This is a genomic window from Roseateles sp. (assembly GCF_965262435.1).
Classification (GTDB): Bacteria; Pseudomonadota; Gammaproteobacteria; order Burkholderiales; family Burkholderiaceae_C; genus Paucibacter_A.
The window spans coordinates 3,030,630-3,044,213 of the sequence record NZ_OZ253537.1; the positions used below are offsets into that span (position 1 = coordinate 3,030,630).

Here is a 13,584-nt window from a genome sequence, read left to right on the forward strand (position 1 = left end):
TTCCATTCCTCGTGTTGTGATTTGCTGATTGCCCCATTCACCCCCGCCCTGGAGACCCTTGCCATGAAGACCAAGCGCTCAATGATGATGAAGCTCGTGCCCGCCGCCTTGAACTCAGCTGCGATGGCTTGCGTGTTGCTCGGCGCCAGCGGCTCCGCTTTGGCGGCCGACAAGGTCAAGGTCGGCCTGCTCAGCACCTTGTCCGGCCCCGGCGCTGGCCTGGGCGTGGACATCCGCGATGGCTTTCAGCTGGGGCTCAAGCATGCGGGCGGCAAGTTCGGCGGCCTGCCGGTCGAGCTGATCACGGCGGACGACCAGCAGAACCCCGAGGTCGCCAAGCAGACCTCGGACCGCCTGATCAAGCGCGACAAGGTCGACTTCATGACCGGCATCGTGTTTTCCAACCTGATGCTGGCCGTGGGCCCCAGCGTGTTCGAGAGCAAGACGCCCTACATCAGCGCCAATGCCGGCCCCTCGCAATACGCCGGTGAGCAGTGCAACCCATTCTTCTTCAACGTGGCCTGGCAGAACGACAACCTGCATGAGGCCGTGGGCAAGACGGTGATGGACAAGGGCTTCAAGAAGCTGGTGCTGCTGGCGCCCAACTACCCGGCCGGCAAGGATGCGCTGACCGGCTTCAAGCGCTTCTACAAGGGCGCGGTGGTCGAGGAGATCTACACCAAGCTCGGCCAGCTGGACTACGCCGCCGAGCTGGCGCAGGCGCGCGCCGCCAAGCCCGATGCCATGTACATCTTCCTGCCCGGCGGCATGGGCATCAACTTCATCAAGCAGTTTGTCGGCGCCGGCCTGTCCAAGGACGTGACGCTGTTCGGCCCCGGCTTCTCGGCCGACGAGGATGTGATCAAGGCCGTGGGTGAGCCCATGCTGGGCATGTTCAACAGCTCGCACTGGGCGCATGACATGGACAACGCCGCCAACAAGAAGTTCGTGGCCGACTTCCAGAAAGACTATGGCCGCCTGCCTTCGCTCTACGCCAGCCAGGGCTATGACGCGGCCTTGCTGATGAATGCCGCGGTGCGCGATGTGAAGGGCAAGATCGAGGACAAGGATGCCGTGCTCAAGGCCATCAAGGCCGCCAAGTTCGAGTCCGTGCGCGGTGCCTTCAAGTTCAACAACAACCAGTACCCGATTCAGGACTACTACCTGCGTGTGATCGGCAAGGACGCCCAGGGCCGCGTCACCAACAAGACCCTGGGCAAGATCTTCAGCAACCATGCAGACGCCTACGCGGCGTCTTGCAAGATGAAGTGAGTGGTGTGAATGGTGAATGGTGAATGGTGAATGGTGAATGGTGAATGGTGAATCGAGGGGCATGGTTTTTCCACGCGTTCATGGCACACGGTGCTTGGCAAGTCGACGGTTGAGGTGCGTATGCAGCGAGGACATCGAGATCTGCTGGCGTGGCAAGAGGCCATGAAGCTGGTTGAGGCTGTGTATGCCCTCGATTTGCCCAAGGAGGAGCGATTTGGTTTGCTTGGGCAGATGCGCCGCGCTGCGGTCTCGGTGCCATCAAACATCGCCGAAGGTGCCGCCAAGGGCAGTACGCGAGAGTTCTACAGATCCTTGAATATCTCGAGAGGCTCACTGGCCGAACTGGACACTCAAATCGAGCTCGCAGCGAGGATTTATCAGGTGGACTGCACGGCAACACGGTTACAGCTAGAACGCGTCGCCAAACTCGTTTCGGCATTGACCCTCTCCATCCGCTCAAAGCTCAATCCCCCAGCCACCTAAGCCACCCGCCACCACTCACCGGTCACGACTCACGACTCACGATTCACTCCAACACCCACCCATGTCCCCCATCCTCCTCGCAGAACAAGCCCTCAACGGCCTGCAGTTCGGACTCATGCTGTTTTTGCTGGCCGCCGGGCTGACCCTGGTGTTCGGCATCATGGACATGATCAATCTGGCCCATGGCTCGCTGTACATGGTGGGCGCCTACCTGGCGGCCGCCGTGGCGCAGGCCACGGGTTCCTTCGGCCTGGCGGTGCTGGGTTCGCTCTTGGGCACGGCGGTGTTCGGCATGCTGCTCGAGATGAGCGTGCTGCGCCGGCTCTATGCGCGCGACCATCTGTCCCAGGTGCTGGCGACCTTTGCCCTGATCCTGATCTGCAACGAGGGCGTGCGCATGATCTGGGGCGAGCAGCCGGTGATGCTGAACACGCCGGCGGCGCTGTCCGGGCCGGTGGAGCTGCTGCCGGGCCTTTATTACCCGGCCTACCGCCTGCTCATCATCGGTGTCGGTCTGGCCGTGGCACTGTTGCTCTACGTGCTGGTGACGCGCAGCCGCATCGGCATGTGGGTGCGGGCCGGCGCCTCGAACCGGCCCATGGCCACGGCCTTGGGCGTGAACATCCGCTGGTTGTTCACGGCGGTGTTCGGCTTCGGCGCGGCGCTGTGCGCGCTGGCCGGCTCGCTGCTGGGCCCGCTGCTGGCGGTGCAGGTGGGCATGGGCGAGAGCATCCTGATCCTGGCCTTTGTGGTGGTGGTGATCGGTGGCATCGGCTCTATCCGCGGTGCCCTGGTCGGCGCGCTCTTGGTGGGCGTGGTGGACACCTGCAGCCGCAGCCTGCTGCCCGCCGCCTTGCGCCAGCTGGCCTCGCCCGAACTGGCCGCCAATCTGGGCCCGGCGCTGGCCTCCATCCTGATCTATGTCTTGATGGCGGCCGTGCTGTTCTGGAAACCGCAGGGCCTGTTCCCGGCGCGCGGTTGAGATGCGATGCGGACCCACAGGCACAATTCCATGAAGCACAACAGCACCGTCTCTGCAGCGCCCGCGCTCAGCCGCCTGGACCACCGCGGCCTTGGGCCTTGGGCCTGGCCGCTGCTGGCGGCCCTGGCCGCCTTGCCGCCGCTGCTCACAGCCCTGGGCCTGGAGTTCTACACCGGCGTGGCCAGCCGGGCGCTGATCTTTGTGATCGCAGCGTCCAGCCTGAACCTGATCCTCGGTTTCGGCGGCATGGTCAGCTTTGGCCACGCGGCCTTTGTCGGCCTGGGTGCGTACACCGTGGGCATCTTGATGGACGCGGGCATCAGCTCGGCCTGGATCGCCTGGCCGGTGGCCATGTTGGTCAGCGGCCTGGCGGCGGGCTTGATTGGCGCCATCAGCCTGCGCACACGCGGGGTCTACTTCATCATGATCACGCTGGCCTTCGCGCAGATGTTCTATTACCTGGCCGTGTCCTTGAAGGCCTACGGCGGCGAGGACGGCCTGCCACTGGTCCAGCGCTCGCAGCTCAGCGGCCTGGTCAATTTGCAGAACGATGCGCAGATGTACTGGCTGCTGCTGGCCTTGGCGGCGGCGGTGATGTGGGGCTTGCAGCGCCTGATCAACTCGCCCTTTGGCCACCTGCTGCAGGGCATCAAGGAGAACGAGGCACGCATGCATGCCCTGGGCGCGCGGGTGTTTGCCCTGCAGTGGCAGGCCTTTGTGCTGGCCGGGGCGATCGCCGGCCTGGCCGGGGCGCTGCTGGCGAACCTGAACGGCCTGGTCACGCCGCACACCTTGCACTGGTCGCAGTCGGGCCAGCTGATGATCATGGTCATCATCGGCGGCGCCGGCTCGCTCTGGGGCGGGGCCCTGGGTGCTGTGGTGCTCTTGCTGCTAGAGGAACTGCTCAGCGGCTACACCTTGCATTGGCAGATGGCCCTGGGCCTGCTGCTGCTGGCCGTGGTGATGCTGGCGCCGCAAGGCCTGGCCGGCCTGGCCGCACGCTGGAGGGCACGGGCATGAGCGCGGAACTGCAGAACACCGGGCCCATGCTGCAGGTCGAGCGCCTGTGCAAGCGCTTCGGCGCCCTGGCTGCCACGGATGAAGCCAGCTTTGCACTGCACCGCGGCGAGATCCATGCCTTGATCGGCCCCAATGGCGCCGGGAAGACCACGTTGATCCACCAGCTCTCGGGCGCGTTGCGGCCGGACAGCGGCCGGGTGCTGCTCGATGGGCAAGACCTGACCCCATTGGGCATGGCCGGCCGCGTCGCCGCCGGCCTGGTGCGCTCCTTCCAGATCACCAGCATCTTCAAACGCCTGAGCGTGCGCGACAACATCGCCCTGGGCTTGCAGGCGCGTCGGCCCGGCTTGCCCAACCTCTGGCGCCGCGCCTCGGCCGAGCGGGCCTTGCAGGAGCAGGCGGCCGCCTTGCTGGAGCTGTGCGGCCTGGCGGCGCGGGCCGACGAGCTGGCGGGCAGCCTGGCCCATGGCGAGCAGCGGCAGCTGGAGGTGGGCCTGGCCCTGGCGGCGCAGCCGCGCCTGCTGCTGCTGGACGAGCCCATGGCCGGCATGGGCCCCGATGAATCCGAGCGCATGGTGCTGCTGCTGCAGCGCCTGCGTGCCGAGCAAGGCCTGACCCTGCTGCTGGTGGAGCATGACATGGACGCGGTGTTCCGCCTGGCCGACCGCATCTCCACCCTGGTGTTCGGCCGCATCATCGCCAGCGGCACGCCGCAGGAGATTCGCGAACACCCCGAGGTGCGCCGCGCCTATCTGGGCGACGAGGCCAGTGACGAGATGGAGGCCGCGCTGTGAGCACAGGAACTGGCGTGCAAGCCTCGGGCGGCGAAGCCCTCTTGGAAGTGAGCGGTCTGCAGGCCGCTTACGGCAGCAGCCAGGTGCTGTTCGGCCTGGACCTGCGTTTGCAGGCCGGCGAGGTGCTGACCCTGCTGGGCCGCAATGGCATGGGCAAGAGCACGACGCTGCGCTGCCTGTGCGGATGGATGGCGCCCACGGCCGGGCGCATTCGCTTCTGTGGCGAGGACGTGACCGGCTGGTCGGCCGACCGCATCGCCCGCCTGGGCCTGGGCCTGGTGCCGGAAGGGCGGCAGATCTTCCCCAACCTCAGCGTGCGCGAGAACCTCACGGCCTTTGCCGCCAACCGCTGCGCCGCGCGCGAGCCCTGGACCGAGGAGCGGGTGTTCCACCTGTTCCCACGCCTGCAGGAGCGCGCCGCCAATATGGGCAACCAGCTCTCGGGCGGCGAGCAGCAGATGCTGGCGATTGCGCGCGCCCTGATGGGCAACCCGCGCCTCTTGGTGCTGGATGAGGCCAGCGAGGGCCTGGCGCCCCTGGTGCGCGAGGAGATCTGGCGCTGCCTCGATCACCTGCGCGCGGCGGGGCAGACGATTCTGGTGGTGGACAAATACGTGCGGCGCCTGATCCGCCTGGCCGACCGGCACCACATCCTGGAGCGCGGCCGCATGGTCTGGTCGGGCGACTCGGCCGAGCTGGCCGCGCAGCCCGAGCTCTGGCAGCGTTATCTTGGGGTGTGATTGGTGAGCACGAATATGAACGCAAACATGAATCTCAGCGAGCCCGCCCCCCGCTGGGTGTTCGAGCGCCGCGAGCGGGTGCGTTTCGGCCATTGCGACCCGGCCGGCATCGTCTTCTACCCGCGCTATTTCGAGATGCTCAACGCCTTGATCGAAGACTGGGTCAGCGAGGGCCTGGGCGTCGATTTTTCGCAGCTGCTGGGCCCGCGCCGCGTGGGCCTGCCGACCGTGCACCTGGCCACCGATTTCCGGCGCATCAGCCGCATGGGCGACACTCTGATCCAGCGCATCGCCATCACCCGGCTGGGCCGCAGCTCGCTGGGGCTGACGGTGCATTTTGAGGGTGAGGGTGATGATGAGGGCAGGGCGCCTGAGTCGAGTGAGCCCCATCCCGGCCCTCGCGTGGTGTTTCAGCAGGTGCTGGTCTGCACCTCGCTGGACACCCACCGCCCCCAAGCCTTTCCCGATGATTTGCGCGCAGCCTTGACTTTGGCCTTGACGCTGCGCGCGCCAGGCCCGCAAGACGGGCCCAAGGAGTGAACTCACCATGAGCAGTACCGATCACAACCAGAACCCGTCATCGCTCGACAAACAAATTCTGCAACCGGCCGGCTGGGCCGCGCCACGCGGCTATGCCAATGGCGTGGCGGCCACGGGCCGCCAGGTCTTTGTGGCCGGCCAGATCGGCTGGAACGCGCAATGCCAGTTCGAGAGCGATGACTTCATCGCCCAGGTGCGCCAGTCGCTGATCAACATCAAGGCCGTGCTGGCCGAGGCCGGCGCCACGCCCGCCCACATCACCCGCATGACCTGGTACCTGCTGGACAAGCGCGAGTACCTGGCCCGCGGCCGCGAGGTGGGCCAGGCCTACCGCGAGGTGCTGGGGCATGAGTACCAGATCGCCATGTCGGCGGTGCAGGTGGCGGGCCTGATGGAAGACCGGGCCAAGGTCGAGATCGAGGTCACCGCCGTCATACCTTGAACGCCAACCCGGACTTTGCGCTGCCTCAGCCGGGCTGAGGTTCCGGCTGGTTACAGTGGCGTTACTTGCAATGGCCTGGGCCGCAGGCCGCGATGAGATCCACAAGCGCGGCCGGTGCCAACCGGCCGCACTTTCAGAGACCACGAACGAAGAAAACAGATCGAGAGACACACCATGAGCAAGAGCAACAAGGCACCTTCTCCTTCATTCCACTGGGACGACCCCCTGCTGCTGAACGAGCAGCTCAGCGACGACGAGCGCATGGTGCGCGACGCCGCGGCGGCCTACTGCCAGGAGCGGCTGGCGCCGCGCGTGCTCGAGGCCTTCCGCCATGAGCGCACCGATCTGGCCATCTTCCGCGAGATGGGCGAGATCGGCCTCTTGGGCCCCACCATCGCGCCCGAGTACGGCGGCCCTGGCCTCAACTACGTGGCTTACGGCTTGATCGCCCGCGAGGTGGAGCGCGTGGATTCGGGCTACCGCTCGATGATGAGCGTGCAGAGCTCGCTGGTCATGGTGCCGATCAACGACTTCGGCAACGAAGCCACCAAGCAGAAATACCTGCCCAAGCTGGCCACCGGCGAATGGATCGGCTGCTTCGGCTTGACCGAACCGAACCACGGCTCCGACCCGGGCTCCATGGTCACCCGCGCCAAGAAGGTGGACGGCGGCTACAGCCTGACGGGATCCAAGATGTGGATCACCAACAGCCCGGTGGCCGATGTCTTCGTGGTCTGGGCCAAGGACGACGAAGGCGCCATCCGCGGCTTCGTGCTGGAGAAGGGCTGGAAGGGTCTGAGCGCCCCGGCCATCCACGGCAAGGTCGGCCTGCGTGCGTCGATCACCGGCGAAATCGTCATGGACGGCGTGTTCTGCCCCGAAGAAAACGCCTTCCCCGAGGTGCGCGGCCTGAAAGGCCCCTTCACCTGCCTGAACAGCGCCCGCTACGGCATCGCCTGGGGCGCGCTGGGCGCGGCCGAAGACTGCTGGCACACCGCCCGCCAGTACGTGCTGGACCGCCAGCAGTTCGGCAAGCCCCTGGCCGCCAACCAGCTGATCCAGAAAAAGCTGGCCGATATGCAGACCGAGATCACCCTGGGCCTGCAAGGCTGCCTGCGCCTGGGCCGCATGAAGGACGAGGGCACGGCCGCAGTGGAGATCACCTCCATCATGAAACGCAACAGCTGCGGCAAGAGCCTGGACATCGCCCGCATGGCCCGCGACATGCTGGGCGGCAACGGCATCAGCGATGAATTCGGCATCGCCCGCCATCTGGTGAACCTCGAGGTGGTCAACACCTATGAAGGCACCCACGACATCCACGCCCTGATCCTGGGCCGGGCGCAGACGGGGATTGCTGCGTTTTGAGCCGCCCGCGGGTCGCCGCCGCACCTACTCAGCCTTTGGAGCGCGAGTCTTGGGGCGCGAGTAGGGTCAATGTTGCAAAGCCGGCTTGTGAATAGGAAGGCGGTACTTTGCCTGCGGCTCGCGCAGCAGGCGAGGCAGGCTGTCTACCGGGCTGCGCACCGCGCCACCGCCGACATTGAGAACATGGGTGTAAATCATCGTGGTGGCCACGTCCGCGTGGCCCAGTAAGTCCTGGACGGTGCGGATGTCATAGCCTGCCTGCAGCAGGTGTGTGGCGAAGGAGTGTCGCAGGGTGTGGGGCGTGGCCGGCCGTTGGATTCCGGCTTCGAACACCGCCTTTTTGAAGGCGCGTTGGAACGTTTGGTCGTACATGTGATGCCGACGGATCAGCCCACTGCGAGGATCTATGGAGTGCGTGGACTGCGGAAACACCCAGAACCATGCCCAGGTGTGACCGGCTCTCGGATACTTGCGCTCCAAAGCGTCAGGCATCTCCACCCCACCTTTGCCCTGGGCTTGATCTGCAGCCCACCACTGATGTGAGCGTGCCAGTTGTTCGCGCAGTGCGGGTATCAAACTCTCGGGCAGCATCAAGAGACGGTCCTTGCCTCCCTTGCCGGCGCGCACGATCAAACTGCGATGCGCAAAGTCCACATCCTTCACGCGCAGTTGCAGGCCTTCGGTCAGCCGCATGCCGGTGCCATAGAGCAGTTGAGCGAACAGGCGCTGTTCGCCCTGTAGCCGCAACAGGATTTGCGCGACCTCATCCTTCGAGAGCACCACGGGCAATCGCCTGTTCGCTTTGGGCCGGCCAATTTCCTTCAACCATGGCAGCGAGACACCCAAGACCTTGCCGTAGAAAAACAGCAGGGCTGACAAGGCTTGCTTGTGCGTAGATGCTGCCACCGAACGTTCGCAGGCCAGCCAGGTGAGAAAGGCCTCGACTTCGGCCTGACCCATGTCTGTCGGGTGCCGTAGCTTGTGAAAGCGGATGTAGGCCTTGCACCAATGAACGTAGCTTTCCTCTGTTCGCCGGCTGTAATGCAAAAAACGAATACGCTCCCGTAACTGGTCAATCACTTTGACCGATTTGAGCGGCGGTAAAGCTGGCGCCGCAACGGGAGGCCGCAGGGCAGAGCGGGGAGGTCGTGCGCCAACATGGTTGTTGTCAGAAACGGTTGCGGCCATGACAGGCTCCTGAAACAGCAACAAGTCCCCGTTTCAGCATCTGACTGTGACGCTTGCCAAGGCTTGAACGGCCCGGCAAAGTGCGGCTCACGGGGAGTGCCGCTTTTGTCGGCAATTTAATACTGTATGTATAAACAGTCAATTGATCTTTGCGGCAATGTTCTAGAGGACTTAGGCGAGTACTCGCAGCCAGAGTTGGGGCGACAGCTGCTAGAGTTCGGGCGCAGTTTTGTCGCTCCAAATTAACGCTATGCAGCAGGCTAAGAAAATCTCGAAGATCCGTTTTCGGTTCCGCGTTCGCGGCGGCCACGCGGTGCAACGGACCGAGGTTTTCTCGTGTTCGGGCTGGGCGCGAACGGCACCAGCTTTCGGTTGCGAGGATCTTGCCGGTTCAAGCCAAGCTGGCCGTACGCTTTCCTCGGTTCGCAGCCTGCCGCATGATGCGGATGCAGCCTGTCGCCTCAGCCGCCTGCGGCGTGGGTACCGCTTCGGTATGCTCTCGGCCACCTCCACCGCACTGCCTCCGAAGGTGGCTCTGCATAGCCGGTCGTTGCAGCGGACCGCCTGCGGCGTCCGCTGACCTTTACGTTATAGCGCTCGCCATGAGTGAAGAGTCCTTCCCTTGCCCAAGCTGCGGGTTCCTCGTCTTTGGCGAGCCGCCTGGCAGTTACGAGATCTGCGATTTGTGCGGCTGGGAAGATGATCACGTGCAGCTTGCCCACCCGGCAATGGGCGGCGGAGCTAACAAGCAAAGCCTCGTCCAAAGCCAGTTGCTTGCTCTTCAAAGATTTCCCGTGGGTGTTTCCGTTGTCGGCACCATCCTTCGCGCTCCGGGCTGGCGGCCATTGCGCCCCGAAGAGATCGAGCCTGCGCAATCACCAGCGAATGGGCTTGCATACTTCGACGCCGCTGCGGGCGATGCCAAAAACTACTACTGGGTTCGCGATGCAGCGCTATAACCTTTTGGTCAAGCGGACCTGCGCCAGCTACGCTGGCTGGTCCGCTTACCGCCAACGTTAGGCTCCGCAAGTGAGAGTCAGAGTTGTCCATATCGTAGTTCTCGCGGGAATTGCTACCCTGTTGACCGCTGCAGTCGTTTTGAATCGGCGCCCGGCCCCTCAACAGACCTTCGCCTGTGTGGAATCCCATTCATGCCGTCCAAGTTATGCGAACACCAGCATTTGCGAGGCACTGCCCGTCGGCTCAAATGAACGCGAATTGCTCGTCCGGTTGGGGCAGCCAGTTCGCAGGAATGGCGCCTCGCTCTATTTCCAAGCGAGCCCCACCGAGCGAGGTCCTGTGGAAGTCGAACTGGATGAATCCCGGAACGCGAGACGGTTCTTCTGTCGCGGCCGCGCCTAACCACTCCATCGAGGGGACAAACAACGGCGGCCCAGGTTCTGGCTCCTCGCCCACGCCTGTGCCGCCGTCGTTTGCCCCTCATGTCAAACGTTAGGCCTCAACTGCTATGCCGATGTTCGAGTCTGAGCAAGATCTCATGCTGGCACTGGATCGACACGATGATCTAGTGCGGCAATGCGTTTCAGGGACCATTTCATTCGATAAGTTCTGCGCGGAATACAAAGACTTCTATGCCTTCTATGCCTTCTATGCTCTCGATGGGCACGAATCCGACCTGGATGAGCAGACACTCTTCGAGAAGCATGAACAAAGAATTCAACCTCACGAATTCATCGCGTACCAAATACTTGGTCGCGTATGCGCTGACGCCGATGCTGAGCTCGAAAGCTACAAGAAGGCTGGCCGCTTTGGTTCGCGAGTGGCAATCGAGATGCTCGCCCGGGTCGAGTTCCCTGGCAATGCGTAGGCTAAGGCCTAACCATTCGCTCGAGTGGACCTCCGCCAGCTGGCCGCGCTATGCTGCCTGTATATTTTCAGCTCCGCGCGGCCAGCTGGCTGCGGCCCCTCAGCTCGAACGTTATGGCGCAATATGATTCAGCGCGAGATCATTCTTGAGAACATTGCAGAAGCAAGGCAGCAACTCGAGGCGATCGAGAAGTCAATGCTCGACGCCCAGTACGAGGAATGCGAGTTGAGGCTTGATCTGGAGCATGCGTATCACCACATAAACTACGCTTGGAATATTCGCAACGAATCTGACGCTGCGCTTGTTCGGCACTCAGACGAGGATTTCGTTAAATGGTCGAAGTACCCAGTCGGCGAGATCCGAGAGTATGAATAGCAACGAGCGCCATAACCAGTCGCTCAACCGGACCTGCAACGGCACGCCGCCTTCGGGCCTCATTTCATTCTGGCCCTTCGGCGTCCTGCCGTCGCGGGCCGGTTAGCTCGAACGTTAGGCCTCACAAATGAGACCTTCGCGCTCTTCAACCGCTGCGCTCTTGTTCGCAGCATTCGCCCTAAAGACTATGGCAGAAGACCTCTCAACACCGGAAACTGCACTTCGCTCCCTGGAAGCAGCCTATTCGCAAAAGAACATAGAGGCTGCTGTTGCGGCGAGAGACTTCAAGTTCGAAGCGAGAGAACTTCTAGTGAATTTGAAAGGTATCAAAGATCCTGAACAGAACCTCGTTGATGAGACGTCGCACGTGCTCGAATTGAGTTTCAGAAAGCAGATGCGGGATTCTGGATTTCCGAACTTTAGCTATCTTAGTTGCGTAGTCGTCGCAAAGAAGGTGCTGAGAGAGGACCTCGTGGAACTCATAGAAGAGTGTGTGTTCCCGGACGGCGGAAAGTCGCGGGATACCGTGCATGCGGCCAAATCTCCAGCGGGCTGGCGCATAGTGATTCTCCCCCAGTGAGGCCTAACCCTGCGCTCGAGTGGACCTTCGCCAGCTGGCCGCGCTACGCTGCCTGTATATTTTCAGCTCCGCGCGGCCAGCTGGCTCCGGCCCCTCAGCTTCAACGTTCAACCGCAAGAGGCCATGCCGTAGGCAGCATCGCGCTATGAAACCACTAGTCATTCCCCCTGCCGCGCAGCGTGATGAGAATTCCGTGCAAATGCTTAGCGCATGGATTGCCGAGCGAGGGCTACATTGCACCTTGAACATCGGTTTTTTTGAAGCCGCAGGGCACACAGAGGCGAAAGCTTGGGGGATCCTTCTGGCCGATCTCGTAAGGCACATTGGCAATGCCGTCGCGGAAGAGCGCGGCACGCCAGCGAATGAAACGGTCACGGCTGTCTTCGCCGCGATTCATTCAGAGCTGGACATGCCTACATCGAACGCCGTTGGCGAATTTCATGTGGGTCACGCTTAATCCTGCATCGCCCTCGCCGCACGCCTTGCGGTTGAACCAGTCATTGGAGCGGACCGCCTTCGGCGTCCGCTCACTTTCACGTTATGCATGAGGAACGACAAGGAAGGATGGGCGATGGATTTGAGTAACGCGAACGGATCGAGAACGTTGAGGTACTGTTTGTCCGTTCTTATCTTCGTTGCGATAGTCTCGACAGTAATTTTTGGCGAGTACCTCCCGAAATGGGTGTTCGTTCTGATTGTTCTTGCAGGAATATTCGGTGGGTGGGCGAGCTTCTTCTTGGCCCTTGGTGAGATCAAGGAACGCAAGCGGCTTGCAGCCACGAAGACGGAAACCACAGCCGGCGACGAGAGCGCTGAGCTGGGGCGAGATCATGCATAACCAGTCGCTCGAGTGGACCTCTGCCAGCTGGCCGCGCTATGCTGTCTTTCCATTTTCAGCTCCGCGCGGCCAGCTGGCTCCGGCCCCTCAGCTTCAACGTTATGCCTCGCCATGAATCTCCGGCAGTCTGAGTATTCCGAGAACCGGCTTTCTGCACATTGGCTGGACAAAGCGCGCGCCAAGAACGCATACGATTACGCACTTCAGTTCAGTGCCAAGACCCATTACGGCCTGAGCAGTACGACCGTCAGTCAGATCGAGCATCTCGACATTGAGAGCTACTCCGTGGCGGACGCATGGCTGAAGGACCGGATTTCGGCCGAATGGACCGTTCAAATTGTCTACGGTGACAACGACGTTTGCGTGCTTCCAGCCAACGAGTTCCTGGCGAAGTGGCAAGACATCTTCGTACCTGCCAGGGATGACGCTGTTGTGCTGCACAACCTGAGCCCCGATGTGCTCTTCTACTGCCACGAGGAGGAACTAGAGTATGGCCAGCGCAAGGCATAACCCTACGCTCGATCCGACTCGCAACGGCTGGTCACTACAGGCCCGCCATTTCATTCTGGGCCTTCCGTACCCAGCCGCCGCTCGCGGCTCAGCTTGAACGTTAGACGCCTCCGAATGCCCCGTACCCAAGCGTCAGATTCAGGCGAGCAAAAGCTGCTGGATGACATCCGCGCCTTCGGATGGCATTGCTTGAGTGTTTCCGGAGACGCCGAACACGAGCCGTTCTCCTACACGGTCGGACTATTTCAGACCTACGGCTGTCCGGAGCTCTTGATCTACGGCCTCCGGCGAGACACCGCCCACTCAGTCCTATGCATCGCCGCTGCCGCTGCGGCCCGCGGCCAACCCTTGAAGCCTGACGAACCAACGGATGAGCTGCTCGAAGGCTATGCCTGCGTGGTTGTGCCGGTCCCTAGGGGGGAGTACCAAGAGCATTTTGGCTTCGCAATTTGGTACTACGAAGGCTATGACTTCCCTGTCCAACAGATCGTTTGGCCGTCACGTGCAGGGCATCTTCCATGGCACGCAGAAGCGACCGATTCATTTCGAGCAGCACAACCCGTACTTGGTCAGCATGAAAGAGGCGCCTAACCGGTCGCTCGAGTGGACCTCCGCCAGCTAGCC

18 protein-coding genes are annotated in these 13,584 nt (G+C 62.6%); 17 read left to right on the top strand and 1 reads right to left on the bottom strand.

Translation table 11 applies throughout. From position 1 onward, the window contains the following. Positions 1-63: 63 nt before the first annotated feature. From ACQY39_RS13050 to ACQY39_RS13090, 9 genes are all read left to right on the top strand, one after another. Positions 64-1,272, top strand: a complete 1,209-nt coding sequence (locus ACQY39_RS13050) for an ABC transporter substrate-binding protein (RefSeq protein WP_428506859.1) — start codon at positions 64-66, stop codon at positions 1,270-1,272. Between the two features lie 120 nt (positions 1,273-1,392). Continuing rightward, complete coding sequence (locus ACQY39_RS13055; RefSeq protein WP_428510805.1) at positions 1,393-1,755, top strand: four helix bundle protein; 363 nt, start codon at positions 1,393-1,395, stop codon at positions 1,753-1,755. Positions 1,756-1,816: 61 nt separating this feature from the next. Next, a complete protein-coding gene (locus tag ACQY39_RS13060; RefSeq protein WP_102769993.1) occupies positions 1,817-2,737 on the top strand; it encodes a branched-chain amino acid ABC transporter permease in 921 nt (306 codons plus the stop codon). Between the two features lie 30 nt (positions 2,738-2,767). Beyond that, the gene (locus ACQY39_RS13065) at positions 2,768-3,757 is read left to right on the top strand and encodes a branched-chain amino acid ABC transporter permease (RefSeq protein ID WP_428506861.1); all 990 of its coding nucleotides are present in this window, start codon (positions 2,768-2,770) and stop codon (positions 3,755-3,757) included. Continuing rightward, positions 3,754-4,551, top strand: coding sequence for an ABC transporter ATP-binding protein (locus tag ACQY39_RS13070; RefSeq protein WP_428506863.1), 798 nt, complete (start codon positions 3,754-3,756; stop codon positions 4,549-4,551). The genes ACQY39_RS13065 and ACQY39_RS13070 overlap by 4 nt, the downstream gene beginning before the upstream one ends. Positions 4,552-4,592: 41 nt before the next feature. Further along, entirely contained in the window at positions 4,593-5,291 is a 699-nt protein-coding gene (locus tag ACQY39_RS13075) for an ABC transporter ATP-binding protein (protein ID WP_409994045.1), read from the top strand. Positions 5,292-5,306: 15 nt separating this feature from the next. Then, positions 5,307-5,831 carry an acyl-CoA thioesterase gene (locus tag ACQY39_RS13080; RefSeq protein ID WP_428506865.1) on the top strand — a complete coding sequence of 175 codons (525 nt, stop codon included), beginning with the start codon at positions 5,307-5,309 and terminating at the stop codon, positions 5,829-5,831. A gap of 7 nt (positions 5,832-5,838) precedes the next feature. Next, positions 5,839-6,273, top strand: a complete 435-nt coding sequence (locus ACQY39_RS13085) for a RidA family protein (RefSeq protein ID WP_428506867.1) — start codon at positions 5,839-5,841, stop codon at positions 6,271-6,273. A gap of 174 nt (positions 6,274-6,447) precedes the next feature. Beyond that, entirely contained in the window at positions 6,448-7,641 is a 1,194-nt protein-coding gene (locus ACQY39_RS13090; RefSeq protein ID WP_102769998.1) for an acyl-CoA dehydrogenase, read from the top strand. A gap of 66 nt (positions 7,642-7,707) precedes the next feature. On the opposite strand, the gene ACQY39_RS13095 is transcribed toward ACQY39_RS13090, so the two are convergent. Continuing rightward, positions 7,708-8,829 carry an integron integrase gene (locus ACQY39_RS13095; protein WP_428506869.1) on the bottom strand — a complete coding sequence of 374 codons (1,122 nt, stop codon included), beginning with the start codon at positions 8,827-8,829 and terminating at the stop codon, positions 7,708-7,710. 602 nt (positions 8,830-9,431) lie between these two features. Between ACQY39_RS13095 and ACQY39_RS13100 the strand changes: the two genes are divergently transcribed. The 8 genes from ACQY39_RS13100 to ACQY39_RS13135 all read left to right on the top strand — a co-directional run bounded on the left by ACQY39_RS13100 (position 9,432) and on the right by ACQY39_RS13135 (position 13,551). Next, complete coding sequence (locus ACQY39_RS13100) at positions 9,432-9,788, top strand: CPCC family cysteine-rich protein (RefSeq protein WP_428506871.1); 357 nt, start codon at positions 9,432-9,434, stop codon at positions 9,786-9,788. A gap of 539 nt (positions 9,789-10,327) precedes the next feature. Next, positions 10,328-10,657: a hypothetical protein gene (locus ACQY39_RS13105; protein ID WP_428506873.1), complete on the top strand. Its 330-nt coding sequence runs from the start codon at positions 10,328-10,330 to the stop codon at positions 10,655-10,657. Between the two features lie 123 nt (positions 10,658-10,780). After that, positions 10,781-11,032 (top strand): hypothetical protein, encoded by a 252-nt coding sequence (locus ACQY39_RS13110; protein ID WP_428506875.1) that lies wholly within the window; start codon positions 10,781-10,783, stop codon positions 11,030-11,032. 160 nt (positions 11,033-11,192) lie between these two features. Further along, a complete protein-coding gene (locus ACQY39_RS13115; protein WP_428506877.1) occupies positions 11,193-11,612 on the top strand; it encodes a hypothetical protein in 420 nt (139 codons plus the stop codon). A gap of 145 nt (positions 11,613-11,757) precedes the next feature. Further along, a complete protein-coding gene (locus ACQY39_RS13120) occupies positions 11,758-12,069 on the top strand; it encodes a DUF5076 domain-containing protein (protein WP_263539125.1) in 312 nt (103 codons plus the stop codon). An 87-nt stretch (positions 12,070-12,156) separates the two neighbouring features. Next, positions 12,157-12,450 carry a hypothetical protein gene (locus ACQY39_RS13125; protein WP_428506879.1) on the top strand — a complete coding sequence of 98 codons (294 nt, stop codon included), beginning with the start codon at positions 12,157-12,159 and terminating at the stop codon, positions 12,448-12,450. A gap of 111 nt (positions 12,451-12,561) precedes the next feature. After that, entirely contained in the window at positions 12,562-12,960 is a 399-nt protein-coding gene (locus ACQY39_RS13130; protein WP_428506881.1) for a hypothetical protein, read from the top strand. Between the two features lie 114 nt (positions 12,961-13,074). Further along, positions 13,075-13,551: a DUF4262 domain-containing protein gene (locus tag ACQY39_RS13135; RefSeq protein ID WP_428506883.1), complete on the top strand. Its 477-nt coding sequence runs from the start codon at positions 13,075-13,077 to the stop codon at positions 13,549-13,551. Positions 13,552-13,584: the final 33 nt, after the last annotated feature.